Annotated in this window: 16 protein-coding genes and 2 tRNA genes; 15 read left to right on the top strand and 3 right to left on the bottom strand. The window is 45.2% G+C overall.

Features of this window, described 5'->3' with window-relative positions; translation table 11 throughout:
• Positions 1-43 precede the first annotated feature (43 nt).
• The 15 genes from folP (at position 44) to ACWYVB_RS11880 (ending at position 15,361) form a co-directional block, all read left to right on the top strand.
• Entirely contained in the window at positions 44-874 is an 831-nt protein-coding gene (gene folP, locus ACWYVB_RS11950; RefSeq protein ID WP_065645530.1) for a dihydropteroate synthase, read from the top strand.
• Positions 875-893: 19 nt separating this feature from the next.
• A complete protein-coding gene (gene glmM, locus ACWYVB_RS11945) occupies positions 894-2,234 on the top strand; it encodes a phosphoglucosamine mutase (RefSeq protein WP_005394663.1) in 1,341 nt (446 codons plus the stop codon).
• 221 nt (positions 2,235-2,455) lie between these two features.
• Positions 2,456-2,794 (top strand): preprotein translocase subunit SecG, encoded by a 339-nt coding sequence (secG, locus tag ACWYVB_RS11940; RefSeq protein WP_005380080.1) that lies wholly within the window; start codon positions 2,456-2,458, stop codon positions 2,792-2,794.
• 16 nt (positions 2,795-2,810) lie between these two features.
• A tRNA-Leu gene (locus tag ACWYVB_RS11935) sits at positions 2,811-2,894 on the top strand.
• Between the two features lie 56 nt (positions 2,895-2,950).
• Positions 2,951-3,027 (top strand) — tRNA-Met (locus tag ACWYVB_RS11930).
• A gap of 225 nt (positions 3,028-3,252) precedes the next feature.
• On the top strand, positions 3,253-3,708 hold the full coding sequence (gene rimP / locus ACWYVB_RS11925; protein ID WP_005394659.1) for a ribosome maturation factor RimP: 456 nt from the start codon (positions 3,253-3,255) through the stop codon (positions 3,706-3,708).
• Positions 3,709-3,744: 36 nt separating this feature from the next.
• Entirely contained in the window at positions 3,745-5,232 is a 1,488-nt protein-coding gene (gene nusA, locus ACWYVB_RS11920) for a transcription termination factor NusA (RefSeq protein WP_005380084.1), read from the top strand.
• Positions 5,233-5,254: 22 nt separating this feature from the next.
• Positions 5,255-7,966, top strand: a complete 2,712-nt coding sequence (gene infB / locus ACWYVB_RS11915; RefSeq protein ID WP_005380086.1) for a translation initiation factor IF-2 — start codon at positions 5,255-5,257, stop codon at positions 7,964-7,966.
• A gap of 114 nt (positions 7,967-8,080) precedes the next feature.
• Positions 8,081-8,476, top strand: a complete 396-nt coding sequence (rbfA, locus tag ACWYVB_RS11910; protein ID WP_005380087.1) for a 30S ribosome-binding factor RbfA — start codon at positions 8,081-8,083, stop codon at positions 8,474-8,476.
• The gene (truB, locus tag ACWYVB_RS11905; RefSeq protein ID WP_395222240.1) at positions 8,476-9,429 is read left to right on the top strand and encodes a tRNA pseudouridine(55) synthase TruB; all 954 of its coding nucleotides are present in this window, start codon (positions 8,476-8,478) and stop codon (positions 9,427-9,429) included. Before rbfA ends, truB begins: the two co-directional genes overlap by 1 nt.
• 141 nt (positions 9,430-9,570) lie before the next feature.
• Positions 9,571-9,840 carry a 30S ribosomal protein S15 gene (gene rpsO, locus ACWYVB_RS11900; protein ID WP_005380094.1) on the top strand — a complete coding sequence of 90 codons (270 nt, stop codon included), beginning with the start codon at positions 9,571-9,573 and terminating at the stop codon, positions 9,838-9,840.
• A gap of 292 nt (positions 9,841-10,132) precedes the next feature.
• Positions 10,133-12,268, top strand: a complete 2,136-nt coding sequence (pnp, locus tag ACWYVB_RS11895) for a polyribonucleotide nucleotidyltransferase (protein ID WP_005394655.1) — start codon at positions 10,133-10,135, stop codon at positions 12,266-12,268.
• Between the two features lie 179 nt (positions 12,269-12,447).
• Positions 12,448-13,368 (top strand): lipoprotein NlpI, encoded by a 921-nt coding sequence (gene nlpI / locus ACWYVB_RS11890; protein WP_012841449.1) that lies wholly within the window; start codon positions 12,448-12,450, stop codon positions 13,366-13,368.
• A 99-nt stretch (positions 13,369-13,467) separates the two neighbouring features.
• Positions 13,468-13,890 (top strand): MarR family winged helix-turn-helix transcriptional regulator, encoded by a 423-nt coding sequence (locus ACWYVB_RS11885; protein WP_005394653.1) that lies wholly within the window; start codon positions 13,468-13,470, stop codon positions 13,888-13,890.
• 124 nt (positions 13,891-14,014) lie between these two features.
• A complete protein-coding gene (locus ACWYVB_RS11880) occupies positions 14,015-15,361 on the top strand; it encodes an MATE family efflux transporter (protein ID WP_395222239.1) in 1,347 nt (448 codons plus the stop codon).
• 53 nt (positions 15,362-15,414) lie between these two features.
• Here the strand turns inward: ACWYVB_RS11880 and ACWYVB_RS11875 are convergent, their stop codons facing one another.
• From ACWYVB_RS11875 to ACWYVB_RS11865, 3 genes are all read right to left on the bottom strand, one after another.
• Positions 15,415-16,293 (bottom strand): U32 family peptidase, encoded by an 879-nt coding sequence (locus tag ACWYVB_RS11875; RefSeq protein WP_041853020.1) that lies wholly within the window; start codon positions 16,291-16,293, stop codon positions 15,415-15,417.
• A 20-nt stretch (positions 16,294-16,313) separates the two neighbouring features.
• A complete protein-coding gene (ubiU, locus tag ACWYVB_RS11870; protein WP_005394650.1) occupies positions 16,314-17,327 on the bottom strand; it encodes a ubiquinone anaerobic biosynthesis protein UbiU in 1,014 nt (337 codons plus the stop codon).
• Between the two features lie 133 nt (positions 17,328-17,460).
• A complete protein-coding gene (locus ACWYVB_RS11865; protein WP_152811654.1) occupies positions 17,461-19,500 on the bottom strand; it encodes a sensor domain-containing protein in 2,040 nt (679 codons plus the stop codon).
• Positions 19,501-19,695 lie beyond the last annotated feature (195 nt).

Below are 19,695 nucleotides of genomic sequence, written 5' to 3'. Positions count from 1 at the left end.
ATAATAATAAACCCCGAGTTATCTCGGGGTTTTTGTGTTTATGATGATGATTACAGCAAATAACAAATCTTTAGATCTTTCCCGTCCACATGTTATGGCCATTCTAAATGTGACTCCGGATTCCTTTTCGGATGGTGGTAAATACAACTCGATTGAACTCGCCCTTGCTCAAGTTGATAAAATGATAAAGGCTGGTGTAAGCATTGTTGATGTTGGTGGGGAGTCGACAAGGCCTGGCGCGCCAGATGTGTCTTTAGAAGAAGAACTTCGACGTGTTGTCCCAGTAATCAAGGCCATTCGTGAAAAGTACGATGTGTGGATTTCGGTCGATACCAGTAAAGCGGAAGTTATGCGTCAAGCTATTGATGCTGGTGCAGATTTGATCAATGACATTCGATCTTTGCAAGAACCTGGTGCTCTCGAAGTCGCAGCAGAAGCAAAGCTTCCAATTTGTCTGATGCATATGAAAGGTCAACCTAGAACCATGCAAGTTGCACCTCATTATGATGATTTGATGAGCGACGTATCTGCCTTTCTAGAAGAACGTATCGCGGCATGTGAAGCAGCAGGGATTGATAAATCTCAACTGATTCTCGATCCTGGATTTGGCTTTGGCAAAACGATAGAACACAATTATCATATGCTCGCTCATCTTGAAAAGTTTCATGAATTCGGCCTGCCAATTTTGGCTGGCATGTCTCGTAAATCAATGATTTTTAAATTGTTGGATAAGCCTGCGGCTGAATGTACAAATGCGAGTGTCGTTTGCGCTACGATTGCAGCAATGAAAGGCGCGCAGATCATTCGTGTGCATGACTTTGAAGAGACAATCGAAGCAATGAAAGTTGTTGAGATGACGAAAAACAATATTTAAAAATAATAAAGGAAAGTTTATGTCGAATAAAAGACGTTACTTTGGTACTGACGGTGTGCGCGGTAAAGTAGGACAATACCCAATCACTCCGGACTTCGTACTTAAGCTTGGCTGGGCTGCTGGTCGTGTACTAGCAAAACAAGGCACAAAGAAAGTTATTATAGGTAAAGATACGCGTATCTCCGGTTATATGCTTGAATCTGCATTAGAAGCAGGCCTTGCTGCAGCGGGACTTAAAGCAACATTTACTGGTCCAATGCCAACCCCAGCAGTGGCATATTTAACTCAAACTTTCCGCGCAGAGGCGGGGATTGTGATTTCTGCATCGCATAACCCATATTACGACAACGGCATTAAATTCTTTTCTTCTGAAGGTACTAAGTTACCTGACGATATCGAGTTGGCGATTGAAGCTGAGCTGGATAAAGACATTGAATGTGTTGAGTCTGCAGAACTTGGTAAAGCCACTCGTCTAAATGACGCTGCAGGCCGTTACATCGAATTCTGTAAGAGTACTTTCCCATCTGAATTGAGTCTTGCAAACTTTAAAATCGTGGTAGATTGTGCGCACGGTGCAACGTACCACATTGCTCCAAATGTCTTCAAAGAGCTTGGCGCAGAAGTTATTGCAATGGGCGTAGAGCCTAACGGCATCAACATTAATGAAGAAGTGGGCGCAACAGATGTTCGTGCGCTTCAAAAGCGTGTCGTTGAAGAGCAAGCGCACCTTGGTTTAGCATTTGATGGTGATGGTGACCGTATCATTATGGTCGACCACCTTGGCAACAAAGTCGATGGCGACCAAATCGCTTACATTATTGCTCGTGATGCTCTTCGTCGTGGCGAGCTAAAGGGTGGTGTAGTTGGTACGTTGATGACTAACTTGGGCATGGAAAATGGCTTAAAGCAGCTAGGCATTCCATTCGTACGTGCCGCTGTTGGTGACCGTTATGTCATGGAACAACTGCTAGAAAAAGGCTGGAAAATTGGTGCTGAAAACTCAGGCCATGTGATCTTATTAGATAAAGTCACCACGGGCGATGCGATTGTTGCAGCACTGCAAGTACTTGCTTCTGTAGTTGGCAGTGATATGTCTTTGCATGAGCTATCGCAAGGCATGACGTTGTATCCTCAGGTTCTAGAAAATGTCCGCTTTGCAGGGGAAAGTAATCCTCTTGAAGCTCAAGCAGTACTAAACGCCGTCGCCGAAGTAGAAGCTACGCTGGGTGATAAAGGACGTGTATTGCTGCGTAAATCTGGCACAGAGCCTTTGATTCGCGTTATGGTGGAAGGTGAGGATGGCGAGCTAGTTCAAAGCTCTGCATTGAAAATTGCCGAAGCTGTAAAAGCAAGTTGTTAATCATTGCGTTAAAGTATGCAGTGAATGAAAAGGGCATCTTTTGCCCTTTTTTTGAGCGCTTAGCGCATTGGCATTGATTTTTTACTAATTTTCCCTTGTCAGCGTTACCGGCTTTCGCTAGTATTGCTCCGCCTCCCGTTAGGAGGTCGCTAGCCTTGTTCAATTATGATTTATTCTCTTGAACGGCGCTGGCTCAACAATTTGGAACATAGGTGGAAAAAATGTTTTCAGTTCTACTTGTGATTTACCTGTTGGCAGCGCTTGGTGTGATTGGCCTTGTGTTGATTCAACAAGGTAAAGGCGCAGATATGGGAGCCTCGTTCGGTGCTGGTGCTTCAAACACAGTGTTTGGTGCTGGCGGCTCAGGTAATTTCTTAACCCGAACAACTGCTATTTTAGCAACCGTATTCTTTATCGTTAGCTTGTTGCTTGGTCGTATGTCTACGCACCAGACTGAATCACAATGGGTAGACCCAACATTAGGTCAACCAGTTGTTGAACAAGTTAAGGATGCAGCGAGTGAAGTTCCAGCCCCTGCGGGTGATGAAATTCCTCAATAAGCTGTAAGGTTTTGATGCCGAGATGGTGAAATTGGTAGACACGCTAGCATGAGGTGCTAGTGCCTTAGGTGTGAGGGTTCGAGTCCCTCTCTCGGCACCATGTATTTACAAACTTGTAAATCACTTGTTTGCGAGTATAATGCTCAGCAAGTCGGACGCGGGGTGGAGCAGCTTGGTAGCTCGTCGGGCTCATAACCCGAAGGTCGTCGGTTCAAATCCGGCCCCCGCAACCAATCTCTTTCTTTAAGAAGAAATCGTAGATTGGCAAGTTTGCGTAGTGCTAACCACACTACGAGTTAAGAGAAGCACTTGTTGGCTATTCTTAACGTATCAGGGTCCAGCAGCATAAAACCCCGACTATCGGGGTTTTTTGTTATCTGAGCTTTTTGAAATAGCTCAGAGACTGCTTGGTTTTTTGATTGGGCTCTGAGCCCTTTTTTTGTTTCTGGAGTGGTTAAATGACTGGTTTAGAAAGACAACTTACTGAAATGCTTGAAGCACCAGTAGAGGCATCAGGCTATGAGTTGGTTGGATTAGAATTCATTCGTGCAGGCGCGCACTCAACGTTACGCATCTACATTGACCATGAAAATGGTATTAACGTGGACGACTGTGCAGAAGTTAGCCACCAAGTTAGTGCGGTTTTAGACGTTGAAGATCCAATTTCTGTTGCTTACAGCCTAGAAGTGTCTTCTCCAGGTTTAGAAAGACCACTTTTTAAAGCAGCACATTACGAGCAATTTATTGGTCACGAGGTCAGCATCGTATTGAAAATGGCTGTAGCAAACCGTCGTAAGTGGAAAGGTATTATCCACGGCGTTGATGGCGAAACAGTGACAATTACTGTAGACGGTCAGCAAGAAGAGTTTGCTCTAAGTAACATTTCCAAAGCTAACCTGATCCCTAAATTTTAGTTCCCTAAAAAAGTTTAAGCTTAGAGGCTAAATACAATGAGTAAAGAAATTTTAGCGGTAGCAGAAGCGGTATCGAACGAAAAAGCGGTACCTCGTGAGCGTATCTTTGAGGCTCTTGAGATTGCTCTAGCAACTTCTACAAAGAAAAAATACGAAATCGAAATCGACGTACGTGTTGCCATTGACCGTAAAACTGGTGAGTTTGTGACTTACCGTCGTTGGTTAGTTGTTGATGATGTTGAGAACCCTACAAAAGAGATCTCATTAGAAGCAGCACAGTACGAAGATGACTCAATCGAACTTGGCGACTACGTAGAAGACGAAATCGAATCAGTAACGTTTGACCGTATTACGACTCAAACTGCTAAGCAAGTTATCGTACAAAAAGTTCGTGAAGCTGAGCGCGCACAAATCGTTGAACAGTTCATCGACAATGAGGGTGATCTAATCACTGGTGTCGTGAAAAAAGTAAACCGTGACACAATCGTGCTTGATCTTGGTAATAACGCTGAAGCGGTAATCCTGCGTGATGACCAACTTCCTCGTGAAAACTTCCGTCCAGGCGACCGCGTACGTGGCCTTCTTTACAAAGTCGCGCCTGAAGCACGTGGTTTCCAATTGTTCATCACTCGTTCTAAGCCAGAAATGTTGGCAGAACTGTTCCGTGTTGAAGTGCCTGAAATCGCAGAAGATATTATCGAGTTGAAAGGCGCGGCACGTGATCCTGGTTCTCGCGCTAAGATCGCTGTCAAAACAAATGACAAACGTATCGACCCTGTAGGTGCGTGTGTTGGTATGCGTGGTGCACGTGTACAAGCTGTTTCTGGCGAACTTGGTGGTGAGCGTATCGATATTGTGCTTTGGGATGATAACCCAGCTCAATTCGTTATCAACGCAATGGCGCCAGCTGATGTTGCTTCTATCATCGTTGATGAGGATGCACACTCAATGGACATCGCAGTTGAAGCTGACAACCTAGCGCAAGCTATCGGTCGTAACGGTCAAAACGTGCGTCTAGCATCTCAACTAACAGGTTGGGAACTGAATGTTATGACAGTTGCTGATCTTCAGAAGAAACACGCTGAAGAATCACAAGCATCTATTGAAAACTTCATGAAGTACCTAGATATTGAAGAAGACTTCGCTCAACTTCTTGTTGAAGAAGGTTTCTCAACGCTAGAAGAAATCGCATACGTGCCAGTTAACGAGCTACTAGAAATCGATGGTTTGAATGAAGAACTAATCGAAGAGCTTCGTGGACGTGCAAAAGATGCACTAACGACGATCGCACTAGCACAAGAAGAGTCTTTTGAAGGTCTAGAACCAGCTGAGGACCTACTTGCACTTGAAGGTCTTGAGCGTGAGATGGCATTTAAATTGGCAGCGAAAGGTGTAGCGACACTGGAAGATCTTGCTGACCAAGGTATTGACGATTTAGAAGGTATCGAAGGCCTGACCGAAGAACGTGCAGGTGAGCTAATTATGGCCGCACGTAACATCTGTTGGTTCGGCGAAGAAGCATAATTTTCGGCAAGGAGGAAGCGGCATGACACAATTAACAGTTAAAGCACTGAGTGATGAGATTGGTACGCCAGTCGACCGCTTGATTGAACAACTTGCTGACGCTGGCATTAAAAAGGCGAGCTCTGACAATGTTACTGATGAAGAGAAGCAGAAGCTTCTCTCTCATTTAAAGAAAGAACACGGTGATAAATCAGGTGATTCAGAGCCGACTCGCCTTACGCTTCAGCGTAAAACTCGTAGTACACTTAGTGTGAACGCGGGTGGTGGTAAGAGTAAGAATGTTCAGGTTGAGGTGCGCAAAAAACGTACATACGTGAAGCGCAGCACAATTGAAGATGAAGCGAAACGTGAAGCTGAAGAAGCAGCACAACGTGAAGCAGAAGAAGCAGCAAAACGTGCAGCAGAAGAAGCTGCAAAACGTGAAGCTGAAGAAGCTGCAAAACGTGAAGCTGAAGAAGCTGCAAAACGTGAAGCGGAAGAAAAAGCGAAACGTGAAGCTGAAGAAAAAGCGAAGCGAGACGTAGATACGAATGCACAACGTAATGCTGAAGAAAAAGCAAAGCGTGATGCTGAAGAGAAAATTAAGCAAGAAGCAGCGCGAAAAGAGGCCGACGAGCTTAAACGTCGTCAGGAAGAAGAAGCTAAGCGTAAGGCTGAAGAGGAAAGTCAGCGCAAGCTTGAAGAAGCTCGCGAATTGGCTGAAAAGAATAAAGAGCGTTGGTCTGCTGCAGAAGAGAAAAAGGGTGATATGGAAGATACAGATTACCATGTAACGACTTCACAATACGCACGTGAAGCCGAAGATGAAGCAGATCGCAAAGTAGAAGGCGGTCGTCGTAAGAAGAAAAAAGCAGCTTCGGGTAAAGACGACCAAGCTCGCGGTGGCCGTAACAACCAACGTGGCGGTAGAGGTCGTAAGGGCAAACTTGCTAAGCCGACTTCAATGCAGCACGGGTTTGATAAGTCAGCAACGGTTGCTAAGCAAGACGTTGTAATTGGCGAAACGATCGTTCTATCAGAACTCGCTAACAAGATGTCGGTTAAAGCGACAGAAGTTATCAAAGTAATGATGAAGATGGGCGCTATGGCGACTATCAACCAAGTGATCGACCAAGAAACAGCACAACTTGTTGCTGAAGAAATGGGCCATAAAGTAGTTCTTCGTAAAGAGAACGAACTGGAAGAAGCAGTACTATCTGACCGTGATACAAACGCAGAAGCAGTTCCACGTGCTCCAGTTGTTACTATCATGGGTCACGTTGACCACGGTAAAACGTCAACACTTGACTACATCCGTCGCACACACGTTGCTTCTGGCGAAGCGGGTGGTATTACTCAGCACATTGGTGCGTACCACGTTGAAACAGACAACGGCATGATCACGTTCCTTGATACTCCTGGACACGCAGCGTTTACTGCAATGCGTGCTCGTGGTGCTCAAGCGACAGATATCGTTGTTCTTGTAGTTGCAGCAGACGATGGCGTAATGCCACAAACAGTAGAAGCGATTCAGCACGCGAAAGCGGCAGGCGTTCCTCTAATTGTTGCTGTAAACAAGATCGATAAAGAAGACGCGAACCCAGATAACGTTAAGAACGAGCTTGCTCAATACGACGTTATTCCTGAAGAGTGGGGCGGTGAGAACATGTTCGTTCACATCTCTGCTAAACAGGGTACAAACATCGATGGTCTTCTAGAAGCAATCCTTCTTCAGTCTGAAGTTCTTGAACTTACAGCTGTAGCTGAAGGCATGGCATCTGGTGTTGTTGTTGAATCTCGCCTAGATAAAGGTCGTGGTCCAGTTGCAACAGTACTTGTTCAATCAGGTACACTAAACAAAGGCGACATCGTTCTTTGTGGTCAAGAATACGGCCGTGTTCGTGCAATGCGTGATGAGCTAGGTAAAGAAATTACTTCGGCTGGCCCATCTATCCCTGTAGAGATCCTAGGTCTTTCAGGTGTACCATCTTCAGGTGATGAAGCAACAGTAGTTCGTGACGAGCGTAAAGCGCGTGAAGTAGCTAACTACCGTGCTGGTAAGTTCCGTGAAGTGAAACTTGCTCGTCAGCAGAAATCTAAACTAGAGAACATGTTCTCTAACATGACTGCTGGTGAAGTTGCTGAACTTAACGTTGTACTTAAAGCAGACGTTCAAGGTTCTGTAGAAGCAATCGCAGACTCACTAGTTAAGCTATCTACTGACGAAGTTAAAGTGAACATCGTTGGTTCTGGTGTTGGTGGTATTACGGAAACTGACGTAGTACTAGCGGAAGCTTCAAACGCAATCATCCTTGGCTTTAACGTTCGTGCAGATGCTTCTGCTCGCCGTGCTGTAGAAGCCGCAGCTGTTGACTTACGTTACTACTCAATCATTTACCAATTGATTGACGAAGTTAAACAAGCAATGGGCGGTATGCTTGCTCCAGAATTCAAGCAAGAGATCATTGGTCTTGCTGAAGTTCGTGACGTGTTTAAGTCACCGAAACTGGGCGCTATCGCTGGTTGTATGGTTACAGAAGGTGTGATCAAGCGTAACAACCCAATCCGTGTACTACGTGATAACGTTGTTATTTACGAAGGTGAACTAGAGTCACTACGTCGTTTCAAAGATGACGTTCAAGAAGTTAAGAATGGCTACGAATGTGGTATCGGCGTTAAGAACTACAATGATGTTCGCGTTGGTGACCAAATCGAAGTCTTCGAAATCGTTGAAATTAAACGTACTCTAGACTAATTGACTAAAATTACTAATATTGTCTTTGAAAGATAAGTAGTAATTGGTTGTTGAATACACCATGGGGGGCTGGCTTTGACCAACCCCCCATTCTTTCTATATAAGAGTAAAGATATGTCAAAAGAATTTAGCCGCACGCAGCGCGTTGCACAGCAGCTGCAAAAAGAACTAGCGATGATCCTTCAACGTGAAGTTCGTGACTCTCGCCTTGGCATGGTGACGATCTCAGACGTAGAAGTCTCTCGTGACCTAGCGTACGCAAAAGTATTTGTGACCTTCCTATGTGTGGGTGAGCAAACACCAGAATCATGTCTAGCAGCGCTACGTGAGCACGAAGTGCACATTCGCATGATGTTAGGTAAGCGTATTCGTCTACGTTTAACGCCAGAAATCCGCTTCCACTATGACAATACGCTTGTCGAAGGTATGCGTATGTCTAACCTAGTGTCTGAAGTCGTTAGTTCAGACAAACAAAAGCAAAAAGATTCTGGTCGTGAGGACGAAGAATAATGGCTCGTCGTCGTAAAGGTCGTCCAATTAATGGCGTTATACTGTTGGACAAACCAACAGGCATCTCTTCCAATGATGCACTGCAAAAAGTAAAGCGAATCTACTTTGCTGAGAAAGCAGGCCACACTGGAGCCTTGGACCCATTAGCGACAGGCATGCTGCCAATTTGCTTGGGTGAAGCGACAAAATTTTCTCAGTTTCTTCTTGATTCTGATAAACGCTACCGTGTGATCGCAAAGCTGGGTGAACGTACCAATACGTCTGACTCGGATGGTGAAGTTGTAGAGACGCGTCCAGTCGATGTTACGTTAGACAAGCTAGAAGCGTGCATCGATCAGTTCCGTGGTGAATCTGATCAAGTGCCTTCCATGTTCTCTGCGTTGAAGTATCAAGGTAAACCCTTGTATGAATACGCTCGTAAAGGCATCGAAGTTCCGCGTGAATCTCGTAAGATCACGGTATATGAGATTGTTCTTCACCGTTTTGAAGGCGATGAAGTAGAGATGGAAGTGCACTGCTCTAAAGGTACCTATATTCGTACTATCGTTGATGATCTGGGCGAAATGTTAGGTTGTGGTGCGCACGTAACTATGCTTCGTCGTACTGGTGTTGCTAAATACCCTTACGAGAATATGGTAACACTTGAGCAACTAAATGAGTTGCTAGAGCAAGCTCACCGCGAGGAACGAGCGCCTCGAGAACTACTGGACCCACTGCTTTTGCCAATGGATACAGCGGTAGAAGACTTACCAGAAGTCAACTTGGTGCCTGAACTGGCGCATATGGTCCAACATGGGCAGCCCGTTCAAGTATTTGGTGCTCCAACTGAGGGCTCACTTCGCCTTACTATGGGTGAAGAACGCTTATTTATTGGCGTTGGCGAAATGAACGAAGATGGCAAAATCGCTCCTAAGCGATTGGTCGTGTTCCGAGATGACGTTGCATCCAAGTAAATGATTGAAAATACCGGCCTGAGTGTCGGTATTTTTATATTGCACGAGATAGGAAATTTCCCTATAATCCGCGCTTCGCGTAGCGGCTGAATCAGAGATTGGCTGCTACAACTTTAAACCTACTCTTATTAGGAGAGAATTATGTCTCTGAATGCAGAAACTAAAGCAGCAATCGTTGCAGAATACGCACAAGGCGAAGGCGACACTGGTTCACCAGAAGTTCAAGTAGCTCTACTTACAGCTTCTATCAACCACCTACAAGGTCACTTCAAAGCGCACAAAGGCGATCACCACAGCCGTCGTGGTCTTCTACGCATGGTTTCTCGTCGTCGTAAGCTTCTAGATTACCTAAAAGGTAAAAACCTAGCTCGCTACCAAGACCTAATCAAACGTCTAGGCCTACGTCGCTAATCAGCGACTGCATAGCAGTTTGTCTAAAAAGGGGCTTTATGCCCCTTTTTTGTTGCCTAAATTTAGCCAAATTAGACTTATGCCGTTATAATACTGGCGGCTAAACCTTGTAAGAGGTTTTCTCAAAAGCTCATAGCATTACAGTCAACCACGTCGACCAAAAGGTCGCGACTATTCAAAAGGAATTTCCGAGTTTCTTTTTACTAGTCGCGATTCGTAATGCCTTGAGTGTCAATTAACACATCTAAGATTTCTTTAAGCACTAAAGGAAGATTAGAAACAAGGAATAACAATGTTCGAAAAACCAGTTGTTAAAACGTTCCAGTACGGTAACCACACAGTTACTTTAGAAACTGGCGTTATTGCACGTCAAGCTACAGCAGCAGTTATGGTCACAATGGATGATACGTCTGTATTCGTATCTGTTGTAGGTAAAAAAGAAGCCGTTGCAGGTCAAGACTTCTTCCCACTAACGGTTAACTACCAAGAGCGTACTTACGCTGCGGGTAAAATCCCAGGCGGCTTCTTCAAACGTGAAGGTCGTCCTTCTGAAGGCGAAACGCTAACAGCTCGTCTAATCGACCGTCCAATCCGTCCGCTATTCCCAGACGCGTTTAAAAACGAAGTTCAGGTTATCGCGACAGTAATGTCTGTAAACCCAGATGTTCAGCCAGATATCGTTACAATGATCGGTACTTCTGCTGCTCTTGCTATCTCTGGCATTCCATTCAACGGCCCTATCGGTGCGGCGCGTGTTGGTCATATCGATGGTCAGCTTGTACTTAACCCTAGCCAAACTGAACTAGAAACTTCTAAGCTTGATCTTGTTGTTGCTGGTACAGAATCAGCCGTACTGATGGTTGAATCAGAAGCGGACAACCTAACTGAAGAAGAAATGCTAGCAGCGGTTGTTTACGGTCATGATCAACAACAAGTTGCTATCAAAGCTATCAACGAATTCAAAGCAGAAGTGGCAACTCCTGCTTGGGATTGGGTAGCTCCTGAAGAAAACACAGCGCTTAAAGATAAGATTGCTGAGCTAGCAGAAGCGAAGCTTGTTGAGGCTTACAAAATCACTGAGAAGATGGCTCGTTACGACCGTATCAATGAGATCGCTGCGGAAGTAAATGAAGTTCTTCTTGCTGAAGATCCAGAAGCGGATACAAAAGAAATTCACACTATCTTCCATGATCTAGAGAAGACAGTCGTACGTCGTAGCATCATCGCGGGTAACCCTCGTATTGATGGCCGTGAAAAAGACATGGTTCGTGCACTAGATGTACGCACTGGTGTTCTTCCTCGCACACACGGTAGCGCGCTATTCACTCGTGGTGAAACTCAGGCTATCGTGACGGCAACTCTAGGTACTCAGCGTGATGCTCAAATCATTGATGAGCTAACAGGCGAGCGTAAAGATCACTTCCTACTACACTACAACTTCCCTCCATACTGTGTAGGTGAGACTGGTTTTGTAGGTTCTCCTAAGCGTCGTGAAATCGGCCACGGTAAACTGGCTAAACGTGGTATCGCAGCAGTAATGCCATCAGTAGATGAGTTCCCATACACAGTACGTGTTGTATCGGAAATCACTGAATCTAACGGTTCATCTTCAATGGCTTCTGTATGTGGTACGTCTCTTGCGCTTATGGACGCAGGTGTGCCAATCAAGTCTTCTGTTGCGGGTATCGCAATGGGCCTTGTTAAAGAAGGCGACGACTTCGTTGTTCTTTCTGACATCCTTGGTGACGAAGACCACCTAGGTGACATGGACTTTAAAGTAGCAGGTACTAACACTGGTATCACTGCACTTCAAATGGACATCAAGATCGAAGGCATCACTAAAGAAATCATGCAAATTGCGCTTAACCAAGCTCAAGGCGCACGTAAGCACATCCTATCTGTAATGGATGAAGCAATCTCTGGTGCTCGTGAAGACATCTCTGAATTTGCTCCTCGTATTCACACGATGAAGATCAGTGCAGAGAAGATCAAAGACGTTATCGGTAAAGGTGGTGCAGTTATCCGAGCTCTAACTGAAGAGACTGGTACAACTATCGAAATCGAAGACGACGGTACTATCAAGATTGCTGCAACTGAAGGCACTGCTGCGAAAGAAGCTATCCGCCGTATCGAAGAGATCACTGCTGAAGTTGAAGTTGGCCGTATCTACACGGGTAAAGTTGCACGTCTAGCTGACTTCGGTGCATTCGTAACGGTTCTTCCAGGCAAAGATGGTCTTGTACACATTTCTCAAATCGCAGAAAAACGTGTTGAGAAAGTGTCTGACTACCTAGCTGAAGGCCAAGAAGTTCAAGTTAAAGTTCTTGAAATCGACCGCCAAGGCCGTGTACGTCTAAGCATGAAAGAAGCGGTAGAAAAGCCAGCTGAAGAAGCTGCTGCTGAAGCACCAGCTGCGAAAGACGAGTAAGACAAAATGAGACTTTCAGCCTTTTATTAGATTAAGGGCCTGAAAGCATGTTATAAAAGGGGAGCATTTTCGCTCCCCTTTTTTTGGTTTATTTCGACGCATTAACCTCAAACGAGGTTATCGCCTATATTGCATTAAGAGAAATAAATTTTGAGCGGTCCAAACAGGAGTATCAATTAGTGAAATGGTTTCAAACCGCAAGTTTATGTGTTGCTATCGCGCTGACCGGTTGTGCAAATACTTCTCAGCAATCAGCACAAAAGTGGCTATATCCACCGATGGCGGTGCCACTTCAGCCTAGCGTTCAACAAGAAGTACAAATCGCGCGTTTATCGCAGTTGCTACAACGTCCTGATCTCAGTGATGAAGTACGCGCTAAAATGCATTATGAGCGCGGTAGCTACTACGATAGCGTTGGTTTGCGTGATCTTGCCCGTTTGGACTTTAACCAGTCTTTGCAGTTGAATCCTGCTCAACCGGATATCTTCAATCTTTTGGGGGTGTATTTCACCCAAGTGGGTGAGTTTGACGCGGCTTATGAAGCGTTTGACTCGACCATAGAGTTGGCTCCGGATAATACCTATGCTGAGCGCAACCGTGCGATTGCACTGTATTATGGTGGCCGAATCGATCTCGCTTTAGAAGATATGACCAAGCACTATCAAGAAATGCCAACGGATCCTTTTCGTTCATTATGGCTGTACATCATCGAAGCTGAGCAAAATCCAGAGCAAGCAAAAGCCAATCTTCAACAGCGTTATTTACGAGATCGTAGTGAAGAGTGGGGATGGGTTCTTGTTGCTATCATGCTACGAGACGTCTCGGACGAAGACGCTCTTAAAGCTATTATGGATGGAACGAGAGAGAACTATCGCCTAGCTGAACGATTGACGGAAACGTATTTCTACCTTGGAAAGCGTAATCAGCTTGAAGGTGACATCGCAAGTGCCATCTCACTTTATAAGCTCGCGATTTCGTTCAACGTTTATGATTATGTTGAGCACCGGTATTCCTTCTTGGAACTGGCACAAATCTACGATCAATTACAGCAAGACAGATTGGCCAAGCTAAAGGCCGCTAAGAAGCAGGAAATTGAATGATTTAGAGCAGCTCGATGAGAGCGGCTTTTTTTATGATTGAACTTGATGAGTGACTCATTTAAAATAGTTAGCCTTGCTAACTAAGTGGTGGTGGATTTTATGGCACTAGAAGAAAGCTTGATTGATTTAGAGCGTTTTTGCGCCAAAGCTTGGCGTGTTTATGCCAAAGAAGATCCGTTATCACATCTAAGCTTTAATGAGTTCGATTATTTACGTGTGATTCAGGTTTACCCTGAGGGTGTACGAATAACCGATCTTGCAGAAGAGTTGCAAGTGACTAAGCCTTCCGCATCGACAATGGTTGTTCGTTTGGAAAAAAAGGGTTTGGTGAAACGCATCGCATGTAATGAGGATGCCCGTGCTAAGCGTGTATTGCTGACAGAAGAAGTCGCAGAAAAAATGTCTTTGGAGCAGGTGGTTTACAAAGATATCTCTGAACAAATGATGCAACAATTAAATCAGCAAGAAGCTGAGCAGTTACAAGCTTTACTGAATAAAGCATTGAGCAATAAGTCATTTTAAATTAAACCAAAGGCCTCCGCTGTACGCATTAACCTTTGGTGTTTCATTTTTCTTTTATTTAATTCAACCATTTAGTTAGTCTTGCTAATTAAATGGTTAGCTTTGCTAACTACTGGTGGCAGTCATGCAAAACTCAATTTATAGACAGTTTTGGAAATATACGATTCCAACCGTCGCAGCAATGCTCGTGAACGGTTTATATCAAATAGTTGATGGCATTTTTATTGGCCGTTATGTTGGTGCTGACGGATTAGCAGGGATCAATGTTGCGTGGCCGATCATCGGTTCTATCCTTGGTATAGGGATGATGATTGGGGTGGGGACTGGTGCGCTAACGTCGATTAAGCAAGGAGAAAACGATCATGAGGGCGCGAAGCGTATTTTAACGACCGGATTGGGGGGGTTGGCGATATTGATGCCGGTCGTTGCTACCATATTGTTCTATTTTTCAGATGAATTTATTCGCTGGCAGGGGGCGGAAGGGCGAGTGTTTGAACTCGCGCTGCAATATCTGCATATTCTGATTGTCGCGTGCGTATTTACGCTAGGCTCTATCGCGGTTCCATTTCTTTTACGCAATGACGACAGCCCGAATTTAGCAACGATGCTGATGGTCATCGGTGCTGTCATTAATATTGTATTAGACTACTTATTTATTGCTTGGTTGGGGTGGGAGTTAACCGGAGCGGCCATTGCTACAGCGCTGGCACAATTGGTGGTAACCGTGCTTGGTATTGGTTACTTCTTTACTTCAAAAGCGACCTTACGCCTTCGAATCAGTGACTTTAAGTTTCAAGTTGATGTTGCACCAAAGATTATAATGATCGGTACATCTAGCTTCTTTATGTACGCGTACGGTTCTGTGATGGTGGCAATGCACAACGCATTATTTGCTCAGTACGGAAGTGCAATGTTGATCGGGGCGTATGCCATTTTGGGATATATCGTGACGGTTTACTATCTGATTGCAGAGGGAATCGCGAACGGTATGCAACCTCTAGTGAGTTTCAATCACGGGGCGCGCAACCCGGCGAACGTCAGGAAATTACTGCAAGTCGCAATGGGGACATCTGTGCTTGGTGGTGTAGCGTTTGTGGGTTTGATGAACCTTTTCCCGTACGAGTTGGTCTCGGTGTTTAACAATGCTGATCAACAGTTGATTGATAGCACGGTGATCGGGATTCGTTTACACATGTTTGCGTTGTTCCTAGATGGCTTTTTAGTCGTGGCGGCTGCGTACTACCAATCGGTAAACAAAGGCAGCAAAGCCATGTTTGTGACATTAGGCAACATGTTGGTTCAACTGCCGTTTTTATTCGTTATGCCGAAACTGTTTGGCGTGACAGGTATTTGGCTGGCTTTCCCATTGTCCAATATTGCGCTGAGTTTAGTCGTGGTCAGTATGTTGTGGCGGGACGTGAAAAAGCTGCTAAACGAAACTTCGGCTGAGCCAACAGTGCAAGCCTGTTAACAATGGCTGATAGAGAAAAGCGAGGTTGGGCCTCGCTTTTCTTTTTTGGAGAGCTAAATGTTTTTTACTTCTAAGCCAGCTAGCTGATGCCAATAGCCATTGCATTGGCGGCTTTCGAGTTTTTCAGGGTTGTCGCCATGCTCGTTTGAGCGAAAATGCTCTAACTCAGAAAGTGTACTCACACCTAGAGGGCTTAAGCGGACCACATCAACTAGCCCTTGCATGCTTGGTAAGTCATTGATCAGGTTATAACAATACCCTGATTGTGTTTGAATACCGTTAAGGTTAAAGACTTCTTGCCCTTCTTGGCTACTGACCTGGATTCCTGTTGGGTATTTGATACAGCAGGTTTCGCAATCGTCTTTCGCTCGGTTTTCAGCTCGGGCTGTGAAACAGCGAGCGGAATACGCTAAAGGTAAATAACCGTGGCTAAATACCTCAACTTCAAACTTGTTACGAATACCAAGCTCGTCACACTGAACTAAAGTATCGTTTAACCATTCGCGAGAGAGCTCGACAGGCATACACCAGCGAACCATACCTTGCTTCAAAAATAAGTTGAGCGTGTGTGCGTTATAAGTATTGATTGCAGGACCAACGACGAAAGGCACTTTATGCTCTGATGCTAATTGAACCGCCGATACGTCATTAGCCTCAATGGCGAAGTCACCGTTATTGATGTACTTCTTCATGATGTTTACTTCACTCGGTGCTTCCAGTAGCGCCATCGTAGAGATAACGACTTGCTTGCCAGAGGCAGATAAGTCTTTAGCGATTTCCAACCAGTGGGCTGATTTCATTTCTCTGCGTTTAGAGCAAACCGATTCACCCAGGTAAATAATGTCTGCAGAGCTTTGTTTTGCTTGTTGGTAGAAGGCTTCTACATCTTGTTTTGGCCAAAAATAGAGTAGTGGGCCAAGTGCGTATTTCATTGAGTTATCCATCTTAACCTCTACTGCCATTTACGGTGGTAAGCACCTAAGGTGGTTTGCGTTCCTTCCGACACATTTGCGAGCGTCGCATCCCATGCGGCTTCAACTTGGTAAGCTTCTGGGTTGGCTTGGTAGCGATCGATCGCGGCTCGCCATGTTCGAGTGACTTGCTCTACGTAAGCTGGGCTGCGTTGGCGCCCTTCAATTTTTACAGATGCGACATTAGCGGCAAACAGTTCTGGCAGCATCGAAAGGGTGTTCAAACTGGTTGGCTCTTCCAGAGCATGATAGCGTTTTTTCTCACCATCAATTTCTGTTTCAAAACGACCTTTACAGAGCGTAGGATAGCCTGCGTTTTCTCCTGCGCAGTAGCGGTCAATTAGGATATTATTTAGACGAGACTCAAGGCCTTGATCAGTTTCTTGCCAACGAACGTATTTGGCAGGAGAACAGGCACCCACAGTGTTTGGGGACTCACCCGTCATGTATGATGACAAATAACAACGGCCTTCGGACATAATACAAAGGCTACCAAAAGCAAAGACTTCTAGCTCGACATCGCTAGTGATGTTGCGCGAAAGCTGCTTCACCTGATGAATCGATAAGACGCGAGGCAGCACCACACGTTTTACGTTGAAGTTCTGTTTATAAAAATCAATGGCTGCGATGTTGGTCGCTGATGCTTGCACTGAAAGATGTAGTTCCAGATCGGGATATTTGCGAGCTGCATACTCCAGAACTGCAATGTCTGCAACAATCAGCGCGTCCACACCCAATGCCGCTGCATTGTCTACCGCGTTCGTCCAGCGCTCAAAGCCATTGGGATGAGCGAAGGTATTCAACGCGACATGAATTTTTTTGTCGCGGTCGTGAACGTATTGCACCGCTTTTTCTAACTTTTTGCCGTTAAAGTTGAGGCCAGCAAAGTGACGGGCGTTGGTATCATCTTTGAAGCCAATGTAGACGGCATCGGCACCGCAATCAATCGCAGTTTTTAACGCAGGCAGGTTACCCGCGGGACACAAGAGTTCCATATGCTCACAATCATTGAGAATAAAAAGGTGTCCGCATTTTATGAAGAATTATGAATAGCGAAATTGACCTAAGTTAGGTTTAGCTCAATAAAGTCGATATTTACCCCTTGAGAGTAAGGGTATCGAGTCGGGGTTAGTTCTTGTGACGACGATTCTGTACAAACAGCTCTTCAATTTCATGTTTTGGCTGTGGGCGATAAAAATGGAATCCTTGAATCGCATTACATTGAAGGTTAGAGAGCAAAGTAGCTTGCTGGTGGGTTTCCACCCCCTCGGCAACGACCGTCAAGTCGAGTGACTTACCCAGATTAATGATGTTTTCAATCACAGTGACCTGTTTGGGTAGCGTGTCGATATCGTTAATAAACGCGCGGTCGATTTTCAGCTCGTCGATAGGGAAGCGCGCTAAGTAGGAAAGGGAAGAGTAACCGGTACCAAAGTCATCGATAGAGAGGGCGAAGCCCAGTTTCTTAATCGCATTCAGCATTTGCAGTGTATGTTCGCTATCACTCATCACGGCACTTTCGGTTAGCTCGAAGGTAATGCAGCTTGGGTCAAGCTCGGTAGTGCGAAGTAACTTTTCCATAAAGTCGATCAGCTGTGGGTTACCAAATTGCTCGGGAGAGAGGTTGATAGCGACACGACCTGGCAGTATGCCTTGTTGTTTCCAACGTTTTACCGTATTGAAAACATCACGCATCACGACGCGTCCAAGGTGTTCGATTAACCCTGCACGCTCGGCGACAGGAATGAATGAACCTGGGCTAATGTAACCTTCGACAGGGTGTTTCCAACGAACGAGCGCTTCGGCACCGTTAATGCTGAAGTCACGCGCGTTAACCTTTGGTTGATACCACACTTCTAACCCGTTCTGCTGCAATGCTTTTTGCAGTTCGATTTCAAGCCACAAACGCATGCGCGCTTCTTTGTTCATCTGGTCGTTAAATTTGATCAGGCGATTTCGGCCACGATCTTTGGCTTCATACATCGCTGTATCAGCATTTTGTAGCAGGATTCGCGCATCTTGCCCGTCTTCAGGGTAACGAACGCTACCAATTGAGCACGCAAGGCGTTTACTGAAGTGGTGCAAGTCGAAAGGCTGGTTGATCAACGAGATAATGCGATCTGACAAAATTTCAGCCATGCGGGTATTTTCTGGTTCTGGCAGAATGACGCCAAACTCATCGCCACCCAAATGACCAATAATCGCTTGATTTGGCAGTAATCGTTTAAGACGGGCTGATACCTCTTGAATCACTTTATCGCCAATGTGGTGACCAAGTGAGTCATTAATATTTTTGAAGTTATCGATATCCAAATAGAACACCAGAAGCGGTGTTTGCTTTTTGATCAGCTGTTCCAAACGTTTGGTAAAACCAAAGCGGTTGTACAGTTTGGTGAGCGAATCAATATGTATGTCTTCATTCGATGCAGAAGACAAATTCTTAGGTGTATCGTCAGCGTCTTGGATCAAGATGATTTGAGACTCGCTGCCTAATATCGCCGTAGAATCTGCGTGTAACTGAACTTTTCGTTCAAAGCCACATCTCGCGCTGGTTAAGCAAACAAAAGGCTTTTCAGAAATTAATGTACTCAAACGATGACTAAACACTTTCTTGCTGTTTTCATCGATGAATAAACGGCTGAGCTCTTCGCCTAGCAACTCATGGGGAGAGTTCAGTCCCAGAAGGCGTGCTGATGCAGGGTTGGCAGAGATGATAATGTCATCTTCGATAAGCAGCAGACCGTCAGGCAGTAGTTGTGTTAATTTCGCAAACTTACTTTCGGACTCCTCTAAGGAGCGTACGAGGATCTGCTTTTCTGAAGTATCCACGGCGTGAAAAACGACAAAGCGAATTTCGTTACCTTCAAAAACCGGTGACAGACTAAAGTGCAGGCTGGTTTCAAGGTCGGTTTCATCGAGGGTGATTTCGGCTTCGACATGCGTTCCTTTGAATGCACGCTGATAGTAAGGGGCCAGCTTTTTATAAAACTGCTCACCCAGTACCTGGCAATCGTTTAAGCCGATGATTTCCTCATGACTTAAACCTGCGATATCGCAGTAACGGTCACTTACCATTCGATAATTGTGTTTTTTATCAAGAATGGCAAAGAAGAAAGGGCTATTTGAGGTTAGCGTGGCAAACCAATGTTTTAATTGCTGGGAAGGCATTAGGGTATTACCGATCTCCAATGAGCCAGATTATTCGTCCGTGTATAAAAAGCGACACCCTGATAAGCCTGCGGCGGTCTACTATCAAGTCCAGTATCGCTTGCCATTAAAGGGCTCGCGGTTTTAACTTTACAGTCGACAATCACATGGATACGCTCAGATAACTATAACTTTGAAAATACGGTTGTAAAAGTG

This window comes from Vibrio sp. JZG10 (genome assembly GCF_054064075.1).
Note: the sequence above shows the minus strand (reverse complement) of the source record. Positions and strands in the feature narration are given on the sequence as shown.

Excerpts from the sequence above, each read along its gene's own strand:
- rpsO (WP_005380094.1), top strand. The coding sequence starts at position 9,571 with ATGTCTCTGAATGCAGAAACTAAAGCAGCAATCGTTGCAGAATACGCA.
- rimP (WP_005394659.1), top strand. The coding sequence starts at position 3,253 with ATGACTGGTTTAGAAAGACAACTTACTGAAATGCTTGAAGCACCAGTA.
- folP (WP_065645530.1), top strand. The coding sequence starts at position 44 with ATGATGATTACAGCAAATAACAAATCTTTAGATCTTTCCCGTCCACAT.
- ACWYVB_RS11880 (WP_395222239.1), top strand. The coding sequence starts at position 14,015 with ATGCAAAACTCAATTTATAGACAGTTTTGGAAATATACGATTCCAACC.
- ACWYVB_RS11875 (WP_041853020.1), bottom strand. The coding sequence starts at position 16,293 with ATGAAATACGCACTTGGCCCACTACTCTATTTTTGGCCAAAACAAGAT.
- nusA (WP_005380084.1), top strand. The coding sequence starts at position 3,745 with ATGAGTAAAGAAATTTTAGCGGTAGCAGAAGCGGTATCGAACGAAAAA.
- ubiU (WP_005394650.1), bottom strand. The coding sequence starts at position 17,327 with ATGGAACTCTTGTGTCCCGCGGGTAACCTGCCTGCGTTAAAAACTGCG.
- ACWYVB_RS11885 (WP_005394653.1), top strand. The coding sequence starts at position 13,468 with ATGGCACTAGAAGAAAGCTTGATTGATTTAGAGCGTTTTTGCGCCAAA.
- rbfA (WP_005380087.1), top strand. The coding sequence starts at position 8,081 with ATGTCAAAAGAATTTAGCCGCACGCAGCGCGTTGCACAGCAGCTGCAA.
- secG (WP_005380080.1), top strand. The coding sequence starts at position 2,456 with ATGTTTTCAGTTCTACTTGTGATTTACCTGTTGGCAGCGCTTGGTGTG.
- truB (WP_395222240.1), top strand. The coding sequence starts at position 8,476 with ATGGCTCGTCGTCGTAAAGGTCGTCCAATTAATGGCGTTATACTGTTG.
- ACWYVB_RS11865 (WP_152811654.1), bottom strand. The coding sequence starts at position 19,500 with ATGCCTTCCCAGCAATTAAAACATTGGTTTGCCACGCTAACCTCAAAT.
- glmM (WP_005394663.1), top strand. The coding sequence starts at position 894 with ATGTCGAATAAAAGACGTTACTTTGGTACTGACGGTGTGCGCGGTAAA.
- pnp (WP_005394655.1), top strand. The coding sequence starts at position 10,133 with ATGTTCGAAAAACCAGTTGTTAAAACGTTCCAGTACGGTAACCACACA.
- infB (WP_005380086.1), top strand. The coding sequence starts at position 5,255 with ATGACACAATTAACAGTTAAAGCACTGAGTGATGAGATTGGTACGCCA.